The sequence below is a fragment of the Methylorubrum populi genome (assembly GCA_036946625.1).
GTDB lineage: Bacteria > Pseudomonadota > Alphaproteobacteria > Rhizobiales > Beijerinckiaceae > Methylobacterium > Methylobacterium populi_C.
The window spans coordinates 935,918-959,229 of record JAQIIU010000003.1 but is presented as its reverse complement, the minus strand read 5'-3'; the positions used below and the strand labels follow the sequence as shown (position 1 = coordinate 959,229).

The 23,312-nt window shown below is 69.6% G+C and carries 12 protein-coding genes; 2 read left to right on the top strand and 10 right to left on the bottom strand.

Annotated features, from left to right (window positions below; translation table 11 throughout):
- Positions 1 to 8: 8 nt before the first annotated feature.
- From glgB to PGN25_15850, 7 genes are all read right to left on the bottom strand, one after another.
- Entirely contained in the window at positions 9 to 2,366 is a 2,358-nt protein-coding gene (glgB, locus tag PGN25_15880; protein MEH3119017.1) for a 1,4-alpha-glucan branching protein GlgB, read from the bottom strand.
- Between the two features lie 68 nt (positions 2,367 to 2,434).
- Positions 2,435 to 5,701, bottom strand: a complete 3,267-nt coding sequence (treS, locus tag PGN25_15875) for a maltose alpha-D-glucosyltransferase (GenBank protein MEH3119016.1) — start codon at positions 5,699 to 5,701, stop codon at positions 2,435 to 2,437.
- A gap of 136 nt (positions 5,702 to 5,837) precedes the next feature.
- Positions 5,838 to 9,215 (bottom strand): DUF3416 domain-containing protein, encoded by a 3,378-nt coding sequence (locus PGN25_15870; protein MEH3119015.1) that lies wholly within the window; start codon positions 9,213 to 9,215, stop codon positions 5,838 to 5,840.
- A gap of 69 nt (positions 9,216 to 9,284) precedes the next feature.
- Complete coding sequence (locus tag PGN25_15865; GenBank protein MEH3119014.1) at positions 9,285 to 14,210, bottom strand: malto-oligosyltrehalose synthase; 4,926 nt, start codon at positions 14,208 to 14,210, stop codon at positions 9,285 to 9,287.
- On the bottom strand, positions 14,207 to 16,012 hold the full coding sequence (gene treZ, locus PGN25_15860; GenBank protein MEH3119013.1) for a malto-oligosyltrehalose trehalohydrolase: 1,806 nt from the start codon (positions 16,010 to 16,012) through the stop codon (positions 14,207 to 14,209). The genes PGN25_15865 and treZ overlap by 4 nt, the downstream gene beginning before the upstream one ends.
- Positions 16,013 to 16,309: 297 nt before the next feature.
- The gene (locus PGN25_15855) at positions 16,310 to 16,789 is read right to left on the bottom strand and encodes a DUF2852 domain-containing protein (protein MEH3119012.1); all 480 of its coding nucleotides are present in this window, start codon (positions 16,787 to 16,789) and stop codon (positions 16,310 to 16,312) included.
- A 74-nt stretch (positions 16,790 to 16,863) separates the two neighbouring features.
- Positions 16,864 to 17,490 (bottom strand): TetR/AcrR family transcriptional regulator, encoded by a 627-nt coding sequence (locus tag PGN25_15850; GenBank protein ID MEH3119011.1) that lies wholly within the window; start codon positions 17,488 to 17,490, stop codon positions 16,864 to 16,866.
- A 402-nt stretch (positions 17,491 to 17,892) separates the two neighbouring features.
- On the opposite strand from PGN25_15850, the gene speG reads away from it, so the two are divergent.
- Positions 17,893 to 18,441 (top strand): spermidine N1-acetyltransferase, encoded by a 549-nt coding sequence (gene speG, locus PGN25_15845; GenBank protein ID MEH3119010.1) that lies wholly within the window; start codon positions 17,893 to 17,895, stop codon positions 18,439 to 18,441.
- 72 nt (positions 18,442 to 18,513) lie between these two features.
- On the opposite strand, the gene PGN25_15840 is transcribed toward speG, so the two are convergent.
- Both PGN25_15840 and PGN25_15835 read right to left on the bottom strand, forming a co-directional pair.
- Positions 18,514 to 18,927: a hypothetical protein gene (locus PGN25_15840; protein ID MEH3119009.1), complete on the bottom strand. Its 414-nt coding sequence runs from the start codon at positions 18,925 to 18,927 to the stop codon at positions 18,514 to 18,516.
- Positions 18,928 to 19,042: 115 nt separating this feature from the next.
- On the bottom strand, positions 19,043 to 19,882 hold the full coding sequence (locus PGN25_15835; GenBank protein ID MEH3119008.1) for a hypothetical protein: 840 nt from the start codon (positions 19,880 to 19,882) through the stop codon (positions 19,043 to 19,045).
- A gap of 624 nt (positions 19,883 to 20,506) precedes the next feature.
- Here PGN25_15835 and PGN25_15830 point away from each other — a divergent pair.
- Positions 20,507 to 21,541: an aspartate-semialdehyde dehydrogenase gene (locus tag PGN25_15830; protein MEH3119007.1), complete on the top strand. Its 1,035-nt coding sequence runs from the start codon at positions 20,507 to 20,509 to the stop codon at positions 21,539 to 21,541.
- A gap of 83 nt (positions 21,542 to 21,624) precedes the next feature.
- Here PGN25_15830 and PGN25_15825 read toward each other — a convergent pair whose 3' ends face one another.
- Entirely contained in the window at positions 21,625 to 23,304 is a 1,680-nt protein-coding gene (locus tag PGN25_15825) for a methyl-accepting chemotaxis protein (protein ID MEH3119006.1), read from the bottom strand.
- Positions 23,305 to 23,312 lie beyond the last annotated feature (8 nt).

Sequence of the window (23,312 nt, the reverse complement as noted above, 5' to 3'; positions counted from 1 at the left end):
CCCCGAGGTCAGCCCTCGCGGACGAGGATCAGGGTCGCGAGCGGCGGCAGGGTCAGCTTCAGCGAATGCGACTGCCCGTGGCTCGGCTCGGCCTCGGCCCGGACGCCGCCCATGTTGCCGACGTTGGAGCCGCCGTAGCGCTCGGCATCCGAGTTGATCGCCTCGCGGTAGTAACCGCCCGCCGGCACGCCGACGCGGTAGCCCTCGCGCGGCACGGGCGTGAAGTTCGAGACGACGATGGCGACCTCGCCCTCCGCCTTGCCCTTGCGGGCCCAGGCGATGACCGAATTGTCGGAATCGTCCGCCACCAGCCACTGGAATCCGCCGGGCTCGACGTCGCGGGTGAAGAGCGCGGGCGTGGACGTGTAGACGTGGTTCAGGTCGCGAATCAGATCCTTGACGCCGGCATGCAGGGAATCGTCGAGCAGGTGCCAGTCGAGGGAGCGGTTGTGATTCCACTCGTGCTCCTGGCCGAACTCGCCGCCCATGAAGAGCAGCTTCTTGCCGGGATGGCCCCACATGAAGCCGAAATAGGCGCGCAGGTTCGCGAATTTCTGCCAGCGGTCGCCCGGCATCTTGCCGAGCAGCGAGCCCTTCCCGTGCACCACCTCGTCGTGGGACAGCGGCAGCACGAAGTTTTCCGAGAAGGCATAGAGCAGGCCGAAGGTCAGGTTGTGGTGGTGGTAGCGCCGGTGGATCGGATCCTCCGACATGTATTTCAGGGTGTCGTGCATCCACCCCATGTTCCACTTGAAGCCGAAGCCGAGGCCGCCGGTATAGGTCGGGTGCGAGACGCCGGGCCAGGAAGTCGATTCCTCGGCCACCGTGACGGTGCCGGGGGCGTGGCTGTAGGTCGCCTCGTTGGTCTTGCGCAGGAAGTCGATGGCGTCGAGGTTCTCGTTGCCGCCGTACTGGTTCGGGATCCACTCGCCCGCGCGGCGCGAATAGTCGAGGTAGAGCATCGAGGCCACCGCATCCACGCGCAGGCCGTCGAGGTGGTAGTGCTCCAGCCAGAACCGGGCGTTGGCCGCGAGGAAAGCCGACACTTCGGAGCGGCCGAAATTGTAGATGTAGGTGCCCCAGTCCTGGTGGAAGCCCTGGCGCGGGTCGGCGTGCTCGTAGAGATGCGTGCCGTCGAACAGGCCGAGGCCGTGGGCGTCGAGGGGGAAGTGCCCCGGCACCCAATCGAGCAGCACGCCGATGCCGGCCTCGTGGGCGGCGTTGACGAAGGCGACGAAGTCGTCGGGCGTGCCGAAGCGGCTCGTCGGCGCGAACAGCGAGACCGGCTGGTAGCCCCAGGAGCCGTCGAACGGGTACTCGGTGATCGGCAGGAGCTCGATATGGGTGAAGCCGAGTTCCTTGACGTAGGGAATCAGCCGCTCGGACAGTTCCTTGTAGGTCAGGTAGCGGTTGCCCTCGCCCGGCACCCGCGCCCACGAGCCGAGATGCACCTCGTAGACCGACATGGCGGCGTGGCGCGGATCCTTCTCGCTGCGGGAGCCCATCCAGGCGCCGTCGTGCCATTGCGGCTCGTTGAGGCCCTGGAGCACGGAGGCCGTCTGCGGCGGGTGCTGGGCGCGGAAGGCGACCGGGTCGGCCTTGAGCGGCAGCAGCGCACCGTCGGGCCCGCGGATCTCGAACTTGTAGTTCTGTCCGGCCTTGAGGCCCGGCACGAACAGCTCCCAGACGCCGCCGTTCAGCCACAGCCGCATCGGGTGGCGCCGGCCGTCCCAATCGTTGAAGTCGCCGACCACGCTGACGCGGCGGGCATTCGGCGCCCAGACCGCGAAGCGGAAGCCGGCGATGCCGTCGAGTTCGCCGGCGTGGGCGCCGAGCACGCGGTAGACGAGGTTGCTGCCGATCTGGCGCAGGCCCTCGATCTCGCTCTGCTCCAGCGACGGGCCGAAGCCGTAGGGGTCGTGGCGCCGGGTGCCGGTGCCGTCCCAGGCCTCCACTTCGATCTCGTAGAGGGGCCGCCCCTCGCTCTTCACGCCGGCGACGTAGAACCCGTCCGGATGGACGCGCTCGAACGGGAGGCTCTGCCCCGCCGTGATGAGCCGGGCGGCCTTGGCCTCGGGCAGGATCGCGCGGACCTCCCAGGCGCCGGGTCCGACCCGATGCGGCCCGAGCACGCCGAAGGCGTCGCCGTGGTCGGCCGCCATGACGGCGGCGATGGCGTCCGGGTGGAGGTGCGTGTCGCGGGGCTGCGCCGCCGGGCGACCGATGCGGGGCGCCCCCTGATCGCCGCCCAGCGAATCCGCCGGCCGGGGCGCGCGCGGCGCCTCGGACGAGCCTGACCTGTTCGGGACGTTTGCGGCCGGTTGGGCATCGTTGCGAGCCGCGGCCTTGTCGTCCAGAGCCGTCATCCAGTCACCTCTCTCGGGAAGCTCTCCCGGGCCGGCGGGGAATCCGGTTCGGCGCGGGAGCGCGGCAGTCACACCGAAGCGCGGTCGCGCTTGGCTTCATCCAGTATGTTCAGAACACCCCGTGCCGGGATTTCGATCCAGTCGGGGCGGTTGTTGACCTCGTAATCGACCTCGTAGAGCGCCTTGGTCAGCAGGCTCAGGCGCAGCAGGCCGCGATGGGTTTCGACATCCTCCACCGCGGCGGGGCTGCCCGCCACGGCCTGCTGGTATCCATCGAGGAAGGCGGCATCGATCATGCCGCGCCACGCGATCGCCGCGTTGCGCGCCCGCTCCTCGCTGTCGCCGAAGCGGGCGGCGATCTCGCGCACCACCGTCTCGGCACCGTAGGCGAAGGAGCGCAGCATCCCCGCCACGTCGCGCAGCGGCGTCGACTTGGCCCGGCGCTGCCCGACCGGCCGCGAAGGCTCGCCCTCGAAGTCGACGATGACGAGGTCGCCCTCGGAGGCGAGCACCTGGCCGAGATGGTAGTCGCCGTGGATGCGCGTCTTGGTGGCGCCGCGCAGCGGGCCCGCGGCCAACGCGTCGATCAGTGCCTCGACCTCGCCGCGGCGGCCCGCCAGCGCCTCGCTCGCCGAGCCCGGCGACCACGCCGTGATGGCGTCGAGCCCCTTGAAGGCGCGGGCGGCCTGATGACGGGCGTCGTCGGCGAGCGCCGCGAGATCGGCCTCGCCGAACGGCTCGGCCTCGAAGGCCGGATCGTCGGTGTCGATGGCGAAGGCCCGGTGCAGCTCGGCCGTGCGCTGGCCGAGCAGGAGCGCCCAGCGCAGGTGGTCGTTGAAGGCGTCTTCCGGATGCGGCGCCTCGCTCTCGGGGGCGAGCACCACGAGGTCGAAGTCGCGCCGCAGGCCTTCCAGCATCAGCGTCCAGGCATCGCCCTGGTTGAGGACGAACTTCTGCAGCAGCGCCAGGGCCGTGCGGGTGCTGTCCTCGGCGACGTGCTCCACCACGCCGAGCAGGGCGGGCGTGTTCGGGAAGTGCGCCTGCTCGGTGAGGAAGCGCCCGATCTCGATCTCCGGATGGGTGCCGGGCTGAAGGCGCCGCAGGAGCTTGAGCATCATCCGCGCGCCGATGGCGATCGAGGTGTTGCTCTGCTCCGCCGAGAGGCGGCGCACGTCGCCGGCTTCGAACGGCACCTCCGGATCGTAGGCCGAGGTGGTGGAGAAGACGAGGCTGCCGCGCTCGGACGGGATCGTCACCCCGTCGCGCATCGCCTCGATCAGGGCGACGGTGAAGGGCGCCGCCGCGGCGGCCTCGTAGAGCAGGCCGGTGCGCGGGCCGCGGCGCACGCGGGCCACCGCGTGGTCCATCAACGTCTCGTCCTCGCGGCCCTCGTCGACGGCCAGCGGCACGAAATAGTCCTGGCGCTCGCCGTTCGCGAGCGTCACCGCCACCCGCGGCAGCAGGAACTTGCCCGCGCCGGAGGCGTCCTTGACGATGGCGCTGTCGTCGACCTGAACCGCCTTGATGCGCGAGCCCTTGGCGCCGAACCAGCGGCGCGAGCCGATGAAGGGCGGCGCCACGGTGCGCTCGAAGGCAATGCGCTCGCGCCCCTTGATCAGGGTCTCGATACCGCCGGTCAGGACCAGCGTGAACAGCTCGGGGCTCTGCGGCTGCGGTCCGATCTCGCCGGTATTCGCGACCGAGAGCGAGAACCAGTAGAAGCCGTAGGCCGGCAGCGTCAGCAGGTAGGGCAGTTCGCCGATGGCCGGAAAGGCGCTGCCGCCGGTCAGCTCGATCGGGATCGCGCCGCGCAGGTCCGACAGGTCGAGCTGCACCGCCTGGGGCGCCCGCGAGAGGTTGGCGACGCAGAGGATGCGCTCGTTGTCGTGCTCGCGCAGCCACGCCAGCACCTTGCGGTTGGCGGGATAGAGGAACTGGATCGCGCCGCGGCCGAGCGCGACCGAGTTGTTGCGGATCGCGATCATGCGCCGCGTCCAGTTGAGCAGGCTGGTCTGCGCCTGGGTCTGCGCCTCGACGTTGATCGCGTCGTAGCCGTAGATCGGGTCCTGGATCGCGGGCAGGAACAGCTTCTGCGGGTTGGCGCGGGAGAAGCCGCCGTTGCGGTCCGGCGACCACTGCATCGGCGTGCGCACGCCGTCGCGGTCGCCGAGATAGATGTTGTCGCCCATGCCGATCTCGTCGCCGTAATAGAGCACCGGCGTGCCGGGCATCGACAGGACGAGGGACTTCATCAGCTCGATCTTGCGCCGGTCGTTCTCCAAGAGCGGCGCGAGGCGGCGGCGGATGCCGAGATTGATGCGGGCGCGCCGCTCGGCGGCGTAGAACGACCAGAGATAGTCACGCTCCTCCGCCGTCACCATTTCGAGCGTCAGCTCGTCGTGGTTGCGCAGGAAGATGGCCCACTGGCAGCCTTCCGGGATCTCCGGGGTCTGGCGCATGATGTCGGTGATCGGGTGCCGGTCCTCCCGGGCGATCGCCATGTACATGCGCGGCATCAGCGGGAAGTGGAACGCCATGTGGCATTCGTCCCCCTCACCGAAATACTGGGCGGTCTCTTCGGGCCATTGGTTGGCCTCGGCCAGCAGCATCCGGTCCGGGTACTCGGCGTCGAGGGCGGCGCGGATCGCCTTGATGACGCCGTGCGTCTCGGAGAGGTTCTCGCAGTTCGTGCCGTCGCGCTCGATCAGGTAGGGGATCGCGTCGAGGCGCAGGCCGTCGACGCCCATGTCGAGCCAGTAGCGCATCACCTCGATGACCGCTTCCAGCACGGCCGGGTTGTCGAAGTTGAGATCGGGCTGGTGCGCGTAGAAGCGGTGCCAGAAGTACTGCTTGGCGACCGGGTCCCAGGTCCAGTTCGATACCTCGGTGTCGAGGAAGATGATGCGCGTGTCGGAATACTTGTCGTCCGTGTCGGACCAGACGTAGAAGTCGCGCTCCGGGCTCCCGGCCGGCGCCTCGCGGGCGCGCTGGAACCAGGGGTGCTGGTCGGACGTGTGGTTGATGACGAGCTCGGTGACGACGCGCAGGCCGCGCTCGTGGGCGGCGTCCACGAAGCGGCGGAAATCCTGCATCGTCCCATAGGACGGGTTGATGTCGCGATAGTCCGCGATGTCGTAGCCGTCGTCGCGCAGGGGCGACGGATAGAACGGCATCAGCCAGATCGCCGTGACCCCGAGGTCGCGGACGTAGTCGAGCTTCTGGGTCAGGCCCTCGAAATCGCCGATCCCGTCATCGGTCGAGTCGAAGAACGACTTGACGTGGATCTGGTAGATGATGGCGTCACGGTACCACTGCGGATCGCTGCGATCGATCATCCCGTCGCTGCCTCACGTCACTTTCGAGAGCGGAACCGGGCCCTGCGGCGCCGGACTGCGAGCTTCCTCGGCCCGCTTCTTGGCGAGAACACGACGGTGAACGCCGCATTCCGCCCGATCTAGCAGTGGGGTCGGTTCAGGCAACCCGCCGGGGACGCAAGCGCCAGACGATCGCCGAGCGGTCGGCCGGATCGAGGGCGATCCGGTGGTTCTTGCCGTAGAGCTCGAACTTGTAGCCGAGCAGCAGATCCTCGACCTCGACCGCCCCGTCGTCGGGCAGCCCGAGCAGCCAGAGCGGCACCTCGTAGGTGCATTCCTGACGGTTCTTCGGGTCGAGATTGACCATCACGAACACGCAGTTGTCGCGCTCCGGCGTCACCTTCGCGTAGGCGATGACGTTGTCGTTCCCGGCTCCCGTGAAGTGGATGTTCCGGAAGTCCCACAGGGCCGGGTTGTCCCTGCGCGCCTGATTGAGCTTGATGATGTGCTCGCGGATGTTGCCGGGGCGGTGATGGTCCCAGGCCTTCAGCTCGTATTTTTCGGAGTCGAGGTACTCCTCCTTGCCCGGATAGGGCGCGGCCTCGCACAGTTCGAAGCCGTTGTAGATGCCGTAGATCGAGGACAGCGTCGCGGCGAGGGTCGCGCGCACGACGAAGCCCGGCCGCCCGCCAGTCTGGAGATAGTACGGGTTGATGTCGGGCGTGTTGGCGAAGAAGTTGGGGCGATAGTACTCGCCCATCTCGCCCGCGAGTTCGAGGGCGTAATCGGTCAGCTCCTGCTTCGTGGTGCGCCACGTGAAGTAGGTGTAGCTCTGCTGGTAGCCGGCTTTCGCCAGCTTCTTCATCATCTTCGGCCGGGTGAAGGCTTCCGCCAGGAAGATCGCGTCCGGGTAGCGCGCGTTCACCTCCCCCAGCATCCACTGCCAGAACGGGATCGGCTTGGTGTGCGGGTTGTCGACCCGGAAGATGCGGGCGCCGTGGGCGCACCAGCCGAGCACGATGTCGCGCAGCTCGATCCAGAGCGAGGGCAGCGCTCCCCCGTAGAAGTGGACGTTGGAGATGTCCTCGTACTTCTTCGGCGGGTTCTCGGCGAATTTCAGCGTGCCGTCGGGCCGCCACTCGAACCATTCGGGGTGGTTCTTGATCCAGGGATGATCGGGCGAGCACTGGATCGCGAAGTCGATCGCGACCTCCATGCCGTGCGCGTGGCTGGCCGCGACGAGCTGGCGGAAATCCTCCAGCGTGCCGAGCTCGGGATGCACCGCCTCGTGGCCGCCCTCTTCCGAGCCGACGGCGTAGACCGAGCCGACATCGCCTGCTTTCGCCTTCAGCGTATTGTTCTTGCCCTTGCGGTTGGTCTTCCCGATCGGATGGATCGGCGTGAAGTAGAGCACGTCGAAGCCGAGTTCGCGGATCTCCGGCAGGCGCCGGATCACGTCCTGGAAGGTGCCGTGACGGTTCGGATCGCCCGATTGCGAGCGCGGGAAGATCTCGTACCAAGCCGAGAAACGGGCCGCGAGACGGTCGGCGATCACCGGGACGTTCACCGGATAGCGCGACAGGTTCACCCGCTCGGCATTGCGCCGGATCAGGGCGGTGGATTCAGGCGCCAGGATCTTCTCGAGGATCGCCGGCGAGCCCTCGGGCTCGGCGGCGAGCGAGCGGATCAGCGCGTCGAGCCGCTGCTTGTCGGCCCCTAGCGCCAGATCCTCGGCGATCTGGATCAGTTCGACGCCCTCGATGGTTTCCAGGCGCACGTCGACGCCCGCGTCGCGCTTCTTCAGGGTGTCGCGCACCCAGGAGGAGAAGCCGTCGCGCCACGCCTCGACCGTGAACTCGTAGCGGGCGTTGCGCTCCAGCGGGAAGTGGCCGGCCCAACGGTCGTTGTCCACGAACACCATCGGATCGCGCCGCCACGTCTCCTCGCCGACGACGCGGGAGAGGATCGCCGCATTGATGATCTCGTGGCCGTCGGAGAAGATGTCGGCCTCGACGCGCACCTGCTCGCCGACGACGCGCTTCACCGCCGAGCGGCCGCCGTCGATCTCGGGGCTGACCGCCTCGATGACGACCCGGCCCTTGCCCTCCGGCGTCGTCGCGGGCGGCGGGGCGGCGACCTTGGCGCGCTCGGCCACGAGGATGCGCAGCTCGCCCGGCCGAAGGTCGATGCTGGCGCCGGGGTGGAAGGCGATCGGCTCGGCTTCCGGCGTGCGATCGACGAAGGTGCCGAGCAGGCCGCCGGTCCGCTCGATCAGCCGGCCGGCATCGACCGGGACCGGGCTGTCGCTCGGGTTGAACAGCACCAGCGTCGCCGAATGCGCCGAGGCCGGGTGACCGGTATCGGTGCGGAACAGGGCGGTGAAGGGCGCATCCGGTGCCGAGAGCCGCATCTGCGCGCCCTCGACGTTGGCGGCCGGGATCTCGGCCTTCAGCGCGTTGACCGCCTTCACGAAGCCCGAGATGTCGATGCCGGTCTCGTGCTCGCGCGCGCCGGGATCGGTCTCGACCACGTGGAGGGCGCGGCGATAGCCCCACTCGTAACCGATCGGCATCAGCACGCCGGCCGAGAAGAAAGCCGAAAGCGCGTAGCGCGTCTTCAGCCGCTCGGCGATCGCCGCCGCATCGCCGGACATCTCGGCGGCCAGCCGACCCATGTCGTGGTTTTCCGGGAAGGCGATGGAGGGCGCGACGACGCGCAGGCGCTCGTACTGCTCCAGGGCCCAGGGCGCCTTGAGGTTCCACCACGCGAAGGAATTGAACAGGTAGTCGAAGCCGGCGCCCGCGGTCGCCTGTGCTTCCTCGAAGGTGCAGCCCAGCGTCTCGGCCGCGAACAGCGCCTGCGGATCGCGCTCCTTCGCCGCCCGGATCAGGGCGCGCCAGACCTCCGGCGGCACCTTGTAGGCGGCATCGCAGCGGAAGCCGCGCACGCCGAGCGTCTGAAGCCGGGCGATGTAGCCGTCGAAGATCCGGGTCAGTTCGTGGCGGGCGTGCTCGGAATGGTAGTCGAGCTCGATCAGGTCGCCCCAGACGGTCCGCTTCGACGGATCGTCCGGATCGATCGCCGCCGGGCTCACCGGCTTGCCTTCGCTGTCGCGCACGAACAGGTCCGGCCGCTCGTGGAACAGGTGGGCGTTGTCGGCGGTGTGGTTGATGACGAGGTCGCTCATCACCGAGACGCCGTGCGACTCCGCCGTGCGGCAGAACCGGGCGATCTGCTCGTCGTCCGAAGTCCCGTCGTCGTCGCGAAAGCGCTCGTCCAGCCGGTCGAGATCGGCCACCGCGTAGAGGCTGCGCGAGCCGCCGGTCTGGTGGAACGGGTTGAGATAGACCCAGTCGAAGCCGAGGCCGGCGATGCGCGGCAGCTCGGCCGTCCAGGCCGAGACCGTGCCGACGAGGAGCGGGAACAGGTTGTAGATGCGCGGGCCCTCGGCGCGGGGGGCGAAGGCGGCGGGCAGGGCCACCGTCTCCGCTCCGGTGCGCGTCGCGGGCGTCATCGCGGTGTTCGGTGCGTTCATGGCTCGCCTCCGTCTCGTCGCTTCACGCCTTCGCGCGCTTGTTTTGACGCCTTTTCGGCAGAGAGCGCCCTACGCGGTCCGCCGCAGCACCACATAGGGCAGCGTCGCGAACAGCCGACCGAGGTCGAGACGGTCGCCCTCCGCGGCGACCTCGCCGCCGCCGATGACGTCGGTCCAGCGGCTGCCGGCCGGCACCGGCAGGCCGGTGCCGGCGAAGGCCTCGCCCGACCAAGCCGATTCGGGCGTCAGCCGTGCGACCAGCCGCGGCACCGCCACCAGCAGATCGTCCTCGCCGGACGTCGCCGCCGAGCGGGTGAAGGCGATCACGTGCCCGGCGCGCGCGCCCTCCGCGGCCAGGGGCCGGTAATCGGCATCGGCGTAGAAGGCCGGGCGCGCCGCGCGGTCGGCGAGCAGGCGGGCGAGGGTCGCCTGCTTCACCTGCCCGTCCGACCACGACCCGATCAGGTCGGCCGGCGCCCTCCCCGCTTCGAGGGCCCGGGCGCGCGCCTCGTAATCGACCGGCCGCCGGTTGTCGGGATCGACGAAGGAGAAGTCCCAGAACTCTGTACCCTGATACGTATCGGGAATGCCGGGCAGGGTGCATTTGAGCACCGTGCGCCCGAGTCCGGCGATCATGCCGAGGAAGGCGAGCCGCCGCACGAGCGGCCGCAGACGGGCGAGGCAGTCGGAGCCCGGCGCGACGAGTGCGGCGAACAGGCCGTGCACGGCCTGTTCGTAGGCCTCGTCGACGTTGACCCAGCTCGACCGGCGCTTGCTCTCGCGCAAAGCCTTCTCGGCATAGGCGTCGAGGCGCTTGCGGAAATCCTCGATCCCATCCGCGTCGTCGCGTTCGAGAAGCTCCAGTGGCCACGCGCCGAGGATGGCCTGCAGGAACATCCACTGGTCGTTGGCGTCCGGCGCCGGCTCGCCTTCGACCGGCTCGACGTGGACTTCCGAGGCCCGCCGCCACGTGTCCCAGGCGCGGGCCCACTCCTCCGGCATCTCGGACAGGGCGAGCTGGCGCGAGCGGGCGTCCTCGCCGCGCTTGGTGTCGTGGGTGGCCGTGGTGATCATCGCGTTCGGCCAGTCGCGGGCGCGCGCGGCCTGGAGCGCGTGGAAGCGCTCCGCGTCGATCCCGTACTCGCCCGGATCGCCGCCGACCTCGTTGAGCGCCAGCAGTTCGGCGAAGCGGTAGAACAGCGTGTCTTCCAGGCTCTTGGCCATCACCGGGCCGGTGAGCTGCTGGAAGCGGCGGCGGAAACGCAGCACCACCTGCGGATCGGGCTGCCCGGCGCCGCCGACATCGATGCGGCCGAGCAGCGCGTCGGCGGCGAAGTCGTGAACCGATCGGTCCGGCAGGGCGCTCCAGCGCTTGGCCTTGCGCACCGCCCCCTCGATCAGTCGCACGTCCTCGGCCTCGACTTCGGTCTCGTCGAGATCGCCCGGCAGGTAGGAGCGGTAGACGGGGAAGCGCGCCACGATCTCGATCAGCGCCCGGCGGATGGCGTTGGTGGAAAAGTCGCGCGTGCGCCGGTCGGAATCGGCGATCTGCTTGAGGTCGCCGGTCATCACCTCGAGTTCCGAGGCGAAGCTGATCTCGAGGATCTCCGCCTTGGCCGCCCGGAACTGGAAGCCGTAGGGCTCGTCCCTGTCGGTGGCCCAGCGGTAGAACTTTTCGATGCGCGGCTTCAGCGCCTTGTCGACGAGGATGCCGTCGAGTTGGTTGAGCACGTCGTAGCCGGTGGTGCCGGCGACGGGCCAGTCGCGCAGCTTTTCGCCGGGCTCCAGGATCTTCTCGACCACGATGTAGAAGCCGGGACCGACCGCGGCCTGAAGCGCCCTCGCATAGCCGAGCGGATCGGCAAGGCCGTCGATGTGATCGATGCGCAGGCCGTCGATGCGGCCCTCGCCGATCAGGCGGAACAGCAGGTCGTGCGAGCGCACGAACACGTCCGACAACTCGACGCGCAGGCCGGCGAGCGAGTTCACGTCGAAGAAGCGGCGGTAGTTGATGTCGCTCGACGCGATCCGCCAGTGGGCGAGCCGGTAGGATTGCTGTTCGAGCAGCCGGTGCAGCGGCCCGAAGCTGTCGGGATAGTCGCGGTTGCCGTTGAGCAGGTGCAGCGCGCGGTAGATCGAGGCGGCGATCTGCGGCGAGGCTCGAACCGCGCCGGCGAGCTGGCGCTTCAGCTCCTCGGCGGCCTCGGGCATGGCCCGGCGGCGCTCGGGATGGGTCTCCTCACCCATGGAGCGCAGGCGCTCGGTGATGGCGAGGACTTCCGCCGACATGTCGTCGCCGATCTCGCCGAGCGCGGCGAGCGCGCGGTTCAGGATCGTCGGGTATTGCAGCGGGCAGACCGGGAACTGGTGCTCGTAGTGCCAGATGCTGAAGGCGCCGGCCTCCTCGTCGAACTTCAGTTCGAGCGTGCCCTTCTCCAGCGCTTCGCCGTAGCGCTCGCCGAGGAAGGGGATGACGAGCTTGCCGTTGGCGCCGAGCCGTTCCCAGTCGATGTCGAAGGCGTTGGCCGCGGGCGACAGGCCGCCCCATTCGAGCACCGAGAGCCACCACGGATTGTCGGCCCCGCCGACGCCCATGTGGTTGGGCACGATGTCGAGCAGGAGCTTCAGCCCGTGCGCGTGCAGGGCGTCGGTGAAGCTGCGAAAGCCCTCCTCGCCGCCGATCTCCGGGTTGATCTGCGAGTGGTCGACGATGTCGTAGCCGTGGGTCGAGCCCGGCCGCGCCCGCTGCAACGGCGAGGCGTAGACGTGGCTGACCCCGAGTTTCTGCAGGTACGGGACGATCCTCTCCGCGTCCGCGAAGGTGAAACCCTCGTGGAACTGCAGGCGGTAGGTCGCCCGCGGCGGCGCCGAGGCGAGGCGCGCCGCGCCCGAGCGCGGCCCGCGCTCCTCGGCCGAGAGGGCGGCGGCGAGCTTGGCCAGCGGCCCGCCCGGCGCGGCGATGGCCTCCAGATTGCGGTCGAGCTTGCGCCGCCAGTTCGGATAGCCCTCGGTCGAGCCCGGCACGTTGGCCTGGGAGAGTTCGCCGACCACGTCCTCGTACTGGACGGCCGTGAGGATCGACGGAGCGCGGGCGAGGTAGCGCGCGGCCGCCTCGAACGGCGCGTGCTCCGGCGGCTCGGAACCCGGCAGGAGCTGCTGGCTCGCCAGCGCCTCCGACAGGCGCCAGCGTTCGGCCACGCGCTCGGTGCGCTCGGCCTCGGCCCGGTCGGCATCGTAGAGGCCGAGCGACTGGCGGGTGTCGGTGTCGACCCCGCGCCACCAGCCGACGAAGGTCGGCAGGTCGTGGGTGGTGATCGCGGTGAGCGCGTCCTTCGGGTAGGCCTCCGGCGCCTTGAAGGCACCCCCGTGCTCCCGCTCGAAGGCGAGGATGCGGTAGCTGAGGATGCCCGACTGCATCAGCGCGTCGGAGAAGCCCTCCGGGGCCGTGCCGAGATCCTCGGCGATGACGAGGCATTTGGCGCGGTGGCTCTCCAGCCGCAGCACCGCCAGCATCGGCTCGAACGGCATCAGGACGTAGGCGCCCTCGCGGGCGGACTTGCCGAGCGGGATCAGGAACAGGCGCGCGAGCTGGAAGGCGTGGTCGATGCGGATCGCGCCGGCATGGCGCATGTTCGCCTTCACCAGGGCCCGGAACGCCTTGAGGCCGTCCCGCTCCATCTCCAGCGGGTCGAAGGCGGGCAAGCCCCAGTCCTGGCCCTTGGGGGCGAGGAGATCGGGCGGCGCGCCGATCGAGACGCCGTTGGCGAAGCGCTCGGGGTGGGACCAGATCTCGGAGCCGCCCCGGTCGGCACCCACCGCCAGATCGCGGTAGAGCCCGAGCCGCATGCCGGATTTCAGCGCCAGCTCGGACGCGGCCGCGAGCTGCCGGTCGGCGAGGTATTGCAGGAAGACGTGGCAACCGATGCGGTCGGCGTGGCTCTCGGCGAAGGCACGAACCGCGTCGGTGCCGGCGCGGCGATACGCCTCCGGCCAATCGCCGAGCCAGTGCGCGCCTTGTCCCCGGAAATGCTCCGACAGCGCATCGAAGGTCGCGTGGGATTCGAGGTTCTCGCCGCCCTCCTCGCGGAAGGCCGCGAACGCCGCATCCTTGCCGGCCCGCGCGTCGGAATCCTCCCACACCGCTTCGAGAACCGGCGAGAGCACCTCCCACACGCCGGCGTGGTCGACCAGCGAGGTGTCGCGCAGCGACTCGATGCGGGCGCGGTGGCTTTCGAGGATGCCGGCGGCACGGCTTCCGGCAAAGCCCGGCAGCGCCGCCGGCTCGATGTAGAGGGTTTCGAGAAACAGACGCGAAGACGGCGAATAGGGCGAGATCTTCGCCCGGTCCGTCGGGAACAGGGCGTGGGCCGGGCTCAGGCCCAGGAACGAGGCGCCCCGAAGTGCCGCGTCGCGGGCGGCGCGGCCGGCATCGGCGTAGGTGCCGATACCGAGATTGTCCGGCGAACGCAGCCCGTAGAGCTGCGCCGCGAGACCCCAATCGCGGGCGCCGTCCTCGGCGTAGGCCCGGGGCCGCCAGCAGCGCCGCGGCGCGGCGACGATCCAGGCTCGTGCTTGGCGATCGCCGATCGTCACGGAGAGCTGATGATAGCCCGGCGTCAGCGGCGGCAGGTCGAAGCCGGCACCGTCCTCCGAGGCGGTCAGGGTGGCGCGTCCCTCGCGGGAGCGGTCGTGCTCGTCCACGAGGCGCCACGCGACGGCGCCGGAACTCACGTCCATCCGCACCGGCACGCGCACGCCGCGCCGCGCCTCGGCCGCGAGCAGCGGCGGGATCACGTTGGCGCGCACCGCCTCGACCGAGGCGAGGTTTTTTCGGATGGCCTGGTCGTCGCCGGCGGCGAAGCCGAGCGCTTCCAGCATGCCGCGACGGATTTCGAGCGGCGTATCGACCCGCTGCCCGAAGGCATCGGTGAAACCGTCGGCGATGCCGACGAGGTCGGCGAGACGTTCCAGGGCACTCACGTCGGAAGAACTCACCGCTCGCCCCCGATCAGGAACACGCCGGTCCAGGACGGCAGTTGCATGGCCTGTCGCGACCCCCCGTTCGACCAGATCACCTGACCGCTCGCAGCGGTCGCCTCGTAGTCGGCGTCACCGACATTGGCGATGAAGCGCAGCCAGCCGTCCTCGTAGCGCCAGGTGCAATCGACCACGCCGGGCGCCGGGATCCCGGCCTTGGCGCCGAGGAAGCGGGACTTGGTCAGCGGCACCACGCTCTGGCGGCGAATCTGAAGCAGGTTGCGGGTGTCGGCCCAGACCGCGCGGTGGGGCTCGGTCTCGGCCTCGTCCCAATCGATCTTCGAATCCTCGAAGGTCCTGGCTTCGGTCGGATCGGGGATCACCGAGGTGTCGTCGGCAAACGCCGCGAAGCTCTTGAACTCGCGGCGGCGGCCTTCGCGCACCGCCTTGTTCAGCTCCTCGTCGGGCGCGAAATCCACGAAGAACAGGAACGGGGCGGAGGCCGACCATTCCTCGCCCATCCACAGCATCGGGATCTGCGGCGCCAGCAGCAGCCCGGCACGGGCGAGCGCGAGTCTTTTCGGGTCGGAGAGGTGGCTGAGCCGTTCGCCCAGCGCCCGGTTGCCGACCTGATCGTGGTTCTGGAGGAAGGTGACGAAGGCCGACGGCGGCAGGTGGCCCGAAGGCTCGCCGCGGGGATGGTTGTCGAGGGTCGGGAACGGTTCGCCCTGATAGGCGAAGCCCTCCGCGAGGCAGCGGGCGAGATGCTCGACCGGACGGTCGGCGAAGCTCTCGTAGTAGCCGGCCTTCTCGCCGGTCAGCAGAACGTGCCAGCAATGGTGCAGGTCGTCCGCCCATTGCGCGCTGTGAAGGATCGGCCGGCCCTCGCCGTCGCGCTCCAGCCAGCGGGCCTGATTGGCCTCGTTCTCCAGGATCAAGTGGACGTGCCGGTCCGGGAACGCGCTGCGGATCGTCTCGCCGAGTTCGGCCAGGAAGTGCTTTTCGGAATCGTCGAGGATGGCGTGGACCGCATCGAAGCGGATGCCGTCGAAATGGTATTCCTCCAGCCAGTACAGCGCGTTCTCGATGAAGTAGTCGCGCACGACGGGGCCGGATTCCTTGCCGTCGAAGTTGATGCCGGCGCCCCACGGTGTCTGGTGGCGCTCGGTGAAGAACGTCTTGGCGTAGGCGTGGAGATAATTCCCGGCCGGGCCGAAATGGTTGTAGACGCAGTCGATCAGCACCATCAGCCCCTTGGCGTGGGCGGTGTCGATCAGGTGCTTGAGATCCTCCGGCCGCCCGTAGACCGAATCCGGGGCGTAGGGCAGGACGCCGTCGTAGCCCCAGTTGCGGGTGCCCTTGAAGTCGGCGAGCGGCAGCAGTTCGATCGCGGTGACGCCGAGATCGACCAGATCGTCGAGCCGCTTCTCCAGGCCCGCATAGGTGCCCTCGGGCGTCGCGGTGCCGACATGCAGTTCGTAGACGACGGCCTCTTCCCACGGCCGCCCCTTCCAGGCGTCGTCGGTCCAGGCGAAGGCATCCGGGTCGATGACCTCGGACGGCTCGGACACGTCCCCGGGCTGGAAGCGCGAGGCGGGGTCGGGAACGACGGGACCGCCGTCGATGCGGAAGCCGTAGCGTGCGCCGGCCTTCACGCCCGGCAGCGTCGTGCGGCGCCAGCCGTCGCCCACATCGGGGATGGGGTGGTCGGCCCCGTCCGCGACGAGGGTCACATCCTTGGCGGTCGGCGCCCAGAGGGCGAACCGCACACCGTCCTCGGCAAGCTCGCTGCCGAACCGCATCGCATGGGCGCGCCGCATCAGGCCACCGGTCTCCGCTGGAAGTGGAATCGATCGTCGTTCAGGCTGGCGGGCGTTTCCTGTGTCTCACAAGGCGCCCGGGCTTCGCTTGTTCCCGGCCGCGGCAGTTATGGCGGCGCCGGCCTGCGACAACCGCCCGGTGTGACGGATTCGCCGCACCGCACCCCGTTTCGGCTCCAAACGCGCGAAAGGCTCCCCGCCGGGATCGGCGGGGAGCCTTTCGTTCGAACGCGTTGCTCGCTTGGGCTTGGCCGAGGTTGCTTGGGCTTGGCCGAGACTTGACCGAGACTTGGCCGATCAGGCGTCGATGGTCGGGCCGCCGCCTTCGGAGCGGCGCTTGGCCATGAAAGCGTCGAACTGCTCGCGGTCCTTGGCCCGCTTCAGCTCCTCGACGAACTCGGCGAAGGCCCGGCTCTCCTCCTGAAGGGCGCGGCGGCGCGCTTCGAGACGCTCCAACTCGGCCCGGCGGTACTCCTCGAAGGCCCAGTTGCCGCTGGGGGCACCGGTGCCGGAGAAGCCCTTGGCCGCCTCGTAGGCGCGGGCGAAGCGCGACGGGCCGTTGCCGCCGGCGAAGCTGAAGCTGCCGCTGTTGGCGAACGCCTTCATCTGGCCGAGCGCGGGATAGCCCGCGATCTTCCAGGCCACGTAGGCGACGGCGATCGGCCACCAGTAGATGAAGCCGACGACGATGGCGCCGATCTCGAGCGAGCGTTTGGGAAAGGGGCCGCTGCGGTGAGACGCGCCGCAGGACCAGGGAGAGGTGGAGGACGTGTTCACGGCTGAAGGCTCCGGGTGTGAATGTGAACAACATTCACATGCGGAGCCGCCTCGGCCGTTTCAAGGGCTGCCGCTCAAGGCTTTTCCTTTGCCCGTCCGCCGGCACCGTGGACGAGGGCCAGCACGCCCGCGCGGAGCAGTTCGTACTTGTCAGGCCCGGGCTTCGGGAGTTGGCCTGCGGCCGAGAGCGTGGCGATGCCGTGCGACAGTGCCCAGACCTCCAGGGCGAGGAAGCGCGGATCGACGCCGGCGAAGCCGTCGGGGAAGGTCGAGCGCAGGGCCTCGACCAGCAGGTCGAACGGGTTTGGCCTGTCAGTGGCGGGAGCGGGCACCGCCTGGCCACGCACCTCGAAGATGGCGGCGTAGTAGCCCGGTTCCTCCTCGGCGAAGGCGAGATAGGCTTCGCCCATGCGGGTGAAGCGCTCCAGCGGCGTGCCGCGGCCGGTGAGCGCGCGGGCGAGTCGGTCGGCAAGGTCGGCGAAACCCCGGCCGGCCACCTCTTCCAACAACGCCTCGCGCCCGCGGAAATGGCGATAGAGCGCGGCCGGTGTGACGCCGACCAGCCGAGCCGCATCGACCAAGGTGAAACCGCCGATGCCGCGCTCGGCGATGAATCGGCGCGCCGCCTCGATCAGCGCCTCCTTGAGGTTGCCGTGATGGTAGCTGCGCCGGTCGCCCGGTCCCTCGCGCCAGGGTCGCACCCGAAACTCCCTACTCCGCCCGGCGGAAGCGTCCTCCGCCAACCGGTCGCTCCGCTCGGGAGACGCGCGATCGAGGCATCCGTTTCCACGCGGCGGCACCGTCCCGCCTTCTCTCGCCGGCCTTTTCTCGCGAGTCGGTCTACGAGTCGACCGTCTTTTCCGCTCATCCGGCTTGACGGGCCCCGCAGGAGCCTCCGGGAAAACCGGCCCACCACTTCCGCAAGGCCACGCCGACCATGCGAGCCAAGGCGCTCGTCCGCCAGATCGAGCGCCTCGGACTTGCGTGCCAACTCAAACCCGTAGAGCCTGTTTCTACTTAGAGCCGGCTTTCATCATTCCGTCTTGGTCGGCGTGGGAGTAGGCCTGGGATCACGAACGGATCAGCCCCGGCCGAGTACGGACATGAGTATCAAACTGCGACCGCTGGAGCGCGAGGATCTTCTCTTCGTGCACCAGCTCAACAACAACGACAGCATCATGCGCTACTGGTTCGAGGAGGCCTACGAGTCCTTCGCGGAACTGGCGCAGCTCTACGAGCGCAACATCCACAACCAGACCGAGCGCCGCTTCATCATCGCCACGGATCGCGGCGAGCCGGCGGGCATGGTCGAACTCGTGGAGATCAACCACCTGCACCGCCGCTGCGAATTCCAGATCGCGATCCACCCCGACCATCAGGGCAGGGGCTACGCCAAGCGCGCCACCCGCATCGCCATCGACTACGCCTTCAAGGTGCTCAACATCCACAAGCTCTACCTGCACGTGGACAAGGACAACAAGCGCGCGGCGGGCATCTACGAGAGTTGCGGCTTTCGCCCCGAAGGCATTCTCAAGGACGAGTTCTTCGTGAACGGCCGCTACCGCGACGCGGTGCGGATGTGCCTGTTCCAGCCGCACTACCTCGCCGAGCGCGGCGCCGGCGACGTGGCCGAGCCGGTGCTGAAGACCTGACCGGCGCACGGCCGCAAACGAAGACGGGCCCCGAAGGGCCCGCTTCCGGTTGCCGTGATCGGTACGAAGAGCTTACCGGTAAGGGTTGCCGTAGCGCGCGACGTAGGAGGTCGGATCGATGGCGTCGATGGCCGAGAGGTCGACGTTGCGGATCGCGGTCGAGCGCGCGCCGATGAACGGGCCGTTGGTGATCGGGTCGGGCAGGATGCCGCCGCCGAAGCGGTCGTTGCGGCCGTAGGGCGGGTTGAGCTGGGTCGAGGCGGCGATGAAGGCCGGGTTGGTGGCCGGGTTCGACACCGAACCGTTGCCGGGCTCGACCACGTTGCCGGCATCGAGCCAGGAGCGCGGACGGATGCGGATCGGCAGCGGCTGGCTGACGCGGACGTAGCCGGGGTTGCCGTAGGGGCCCTGCGCTTCCGCGCCCGTTCCGAAGCCGATCGCGGTGAGGGTCATGGCGCCCAGGAGGGCGAGCTTGGAAAAGCGCATGGCGTACCTTGTCGTGTGAGAGCCTACGGTACGGGCCGTTCGTTAAGAATCCCGTCGTTGCAGAGTAGACGTTCCGGCGTGGCCGTTGTTCCCGAAATAAGGCCGCGCTTCGTCATTATCGCCGCGATTTTGCCGCATTGTTTCTCGGCGACGCCGCCTCGGCGATGGCGATCGAACCGGTGCGATCGCCCGGCCCTGCTCCGGCGACATCGTCCGAGCGGCAGGCGCTCGGGGCTGTGAAGGCGTCGGCACCGAACGTTGCCGTCACGCGGCCGGCCAGGACGATCCGGTCGACGGCGCAGGCCACGGCGCGCGGTTCGGGCGCCTGGCCCAGGATGCCGCAGAGCCAGCCATCGACGGCGACGGCCCTCAGGTCGAGGCTGCGGAAGCCGGTGCAGGTGCGCTTGCCCGCGCCCGTCAAGGTCGCTTCGACGGTCTCGAAACCGCCCAGCCGGGTCGCGACGGTGCCGCGCTCGCCGGTGCGGGTGACGGAGAGGCCGCGCCCGTCCGCCGCCCGCCGCACCAGGGTCACGAACAGGCTCGGAACGGACTCGCTCCGTCCGCCCGAATCCGTCGCGGTGACGAGGAGGTAGGGCGCCTCGATCATGTCGAAGCTGCCGCTGCCCGTCCCATCCTCGCGCTGCCCGCTGGCGGCGTTCCAGCGGGTCGGTTCCGGCTGCGGCGGAAGCTCGGCCGGATCCTCGCGCAGCGTCAGGAGCGGCTCGGTGGCGGCCACGGCCCGGCGCGCGCCCTCCGCCGCCCGCGGCGGCTCGCTCCAGACGTGCGGCGGCTCGGGGGCCGCGGCGCGTTCGCGGGCCACGAGGGACAGGCCGGCGATCAGCGCCGCGCAGGCCGCGAGCTTGACCGCGAGGCGCGCCCCGCGGAAGGGACGCGGACGCGGCAGGATCGCGAGGTCGCCGGTCCGATCGAAGGCGTCGTCCGGATGGGGGAGCATGGGCGCAGGCCTGTGTCGGGTCCGCGGGGCCGCAGAGGCCCTCGCCGTCACGCCCTCTCTGCCGGGCTCGTCGCCACCAGCCGGTTGCGACACCCGGCTCCCTCCCCGCAATTCTCGCCCGTTGGTGAATCGAGGGTTGTCGTCGCCGACGGCCCGTCACAGGCGCGGACCGATGACGATCGTCCGGTGCCGTGGCGGCGAGATCGCATCCAACGGACGCATCCCGTCAACCCGAGTTCGCAGCCCTGAGCATCGTTCAGGGCCATCGCTTCAAGCGATGGCCCTGGTTTTCTTTGGCCGGCCTCAGTCGCCGGCGCCCGCCTGCGCGGGCTTCAAGCTCTCGCTCCGCGCGGCGCTCTTGGCGGCGCTCTTGGTCGTGTCCCTTGGCGCCGCGAAGCCGCTCAGGCGGCTTCGCGCGATGGCCTGTCGTTCCGCCCCGTCCCCCTTGACAGGCGGGCGCGTCGGGCATCTTGCTCGCGCCGCGCGAAAAGCCCACCTGATCGCGGAATCGGGCGGGTTCTCGCGCCTATGGAATCTTCCCGAAAAGCGGTCCGGAGCGGTGTGTCCGCCGGCCACGGGAGGAGGCGGGCCGGTGACATCGCCCGCGCAGCGGAGTTTGATGAGATGGGTTACAAGGTCGCCGTCGTCGGAGCCACGGGCAACGTGGGCCGCGAGATGCTCGACATTCTGGCCGAGCGCGCCTTCCCGGCCGACGAGGTCGTGGCGCTGGCCTCGCGCCGCAGCCAGGGCCAGGATGTCTCCTTCGGCGACAGGATTCTCAAGGTCAAAGCGCTCGACACCTACGACTTCTCCGACACCGACATCTGCCTGATGTCGGCAGGCGGCGAGGCGTCCAAGGAGTGGAGCCCGCGCATCGGCCAGCAGGGTTGCGTGGTGATCGATAACTCGTCCGCGTTCCGCTACGACGCCGACGTGCCGCTGATCGTGCCCGAGGTGAACGCCGACGCGGTCGCGGGCTTCACCAAGCGCAACATCATCGCCAACCCGAACTGCTCGACCGCGCAGCTCGTCGTCGCGCTGAAGCCGCTGCACGAGGCGGCGACGATCAAGCGCGTCGTGGTCTCGACCTATCAGTCGGTCTCCGGCGCCGGCAAGGACGCCATGGACGAGCTGTTCAACCAGACCCGCGCCGTGTTCACGGCCGGCGAGGTCGTGACGAAGAAGTTCACCAAGCGCATCGCCTTCAACGTCATCCCGCACATCGACGTGTTCATGGAGGACGGCTACACGAAGGAAGAGTGGAAGATGGTCGCCGAGACCAAGAAGATGCTCGATCCCAAGATCAAGCTCACGGCGACCGCGGTGCGGGTGCCGGTCTTCATCGGCCATGCCGAGGCGGTCAACGTCGAGTTCGAGCAGCCGATCAGCGCGGAGCAGGCCACCGAGATCCTGCGCTCGGCGCCGGGCGTTCTGGTGATCGACAAGCGCGAGAACGGCGGCTACATGACTCCCCACGAGGCGGCGGGCGAGGATGCCACCTACATCTCCCGCATTCGCGAGGACGCCACGGTCGAGAACGGCCTGAACTTCTGGTGCGTCTCGGACAACCTGCGCAAGGGCGCGGCCCTCAACGCGGTGCAGATCGCCGAGGTGCTGGTGAACCGCAAGCTGCTCGGCAAGGCGAAGGCCGCCGCCTGAAGGCTTTTCACGGATCGAACCGAGACGCCGCCCTCGAACGGGGCGGCGTTCTTCTTTCGCGCGATGACGCGCGGCGCCCTCGCTCAGGCCGCGTGCACGCGCTCCAGGAATGTGCCGATCGCCGCCTGAAGGGTGGCACTGCCCTCCCCGACCTGACCCGCGCCGACCCGAACCTCGTCGGAGCGCTCCTCGTTCGAGACCGCCGCCGCGCGGACTCCGGCGATGCTCTCCGAGACGGTTCGGGCATCGGACGCGGCGCCGGCGATGGAGCGGGCGATCTCGTGGCTCGCCTGGCCCTGCTGCTCGGCCGCCGCCGCGACCTCCGTGGCGATCAGGCTGAGCTGCGCGATCGTCCGCCCGATCTCGCCGATGGCCGCGCTCGTGCCGTCGGCGGCCTGCTGGATCGCCGCGACCTGGGCGGCGATCCGATCGGTCGCCGTCGCCGTCTGGCCGGCGAGTGCCTTCACCTCGCCCGCCACCACGGCGAAGCCGCGACCGGCTTCACCCGCGCGGGCGGCCTCGATGGTCGCGTTCAGGGCCAGGAGGTTGGTCTGCTCGGCGACCGTGCGGATCAAGGTCACCACGGTGCCGACTTCCTCCGCCGCCCGTGACAGGGCCACGACCGTCGTCTCCAGCCCGCGGGCGTCGGCGAGCGCGGTCTCGGCGATCCGGCTGGCGTGGCGGACGCGCTCGCCGATGCCGTGGGCCGAACTCGACAGCTCCTCGGCCGCGCCGGCGATGCTGTCCACCACGCCGGCCGATTGATCGGACGCGCCCGCGACCTGCACCGCGCGTAGGGTCGTGTCGCTCGCGGTCTCGCGCAGTCGGTCGGCGGCCGAGCGCATGGCCTGCGCCGAGCCGGCGAGATCGGCGATCGCGCGCCGGGTCTCGTCCTCGAAGGCTTGGGTCGCCGCGGCCAGGCGCGCGCCGCGGGCACCGTCTTCCGCCAGCCGCTCGCGGGCAGCGGCGTCGAGTTCGCGCTTCTCGATGAGCGCGGCGCGGAAATGCGCGATGGCCGCTGCCATCTCGCCGACCTCGTCGCGATGCGTCGTGAACGGCACCGCCGCGTCGAGGCGGTCGTCGGCCAGCGCCTGCATCGTCGCCTTGAGCCGGTGCAGCGGGCGCTGGATCTGGGTCCGGATGATCCAGAAGGCGGCGAGCAGCGCCAGGACGAGAGCCGCGGCCGGTGCGGCGATGAGGGTGACGAACCCCGTCCGCTGCGCCTGGGCGGCCGCCTCGCGCTGCCCGTCGAGCCGCGCGAGCACGTCGCGTCCGAGCGCGCCGATCTCGCCGACCATGCGCTCGCGGTTCTTCACCGTCGCCTCGTCGCTCGCCTGGATCAGGGCGGCGCGGGGCGAGAGCGTCAGGCCGAGTTCGGCGGTCTCGGTCTGGTAGGCGACGAACTCCTTTACCGAAAGATCGAGCCGGCGCCGCTTCTCCGGCGGCAGATGACTCTCCATGGCGGCGAGGAAGGGAGCGCGGGCCTCCTCGACCGCAGCGAGCGCCACCTGCAGGGCGGACAGGCGATCCTTCGCTTCGGCCGTATCCGCGGCGGTATAGAGGGCGGTCGCCTGGACGACGGCGTGCTCGATGGCCTGGGCGAGGCCACGCGCCTGGAGCCCGGCGTTCCAGAAGGACTCCGTGAGGGCATCTCGCGCCTGCTGCTGCGCGGCCTGCCTGAGAGCGAAAGCGGATATGCCGGCTCCGACGAGGCCGAGCAGCCCGACGACGGTGGCCAGCTTGAGGCCGAGAGACACGCGCATGGAAAAGC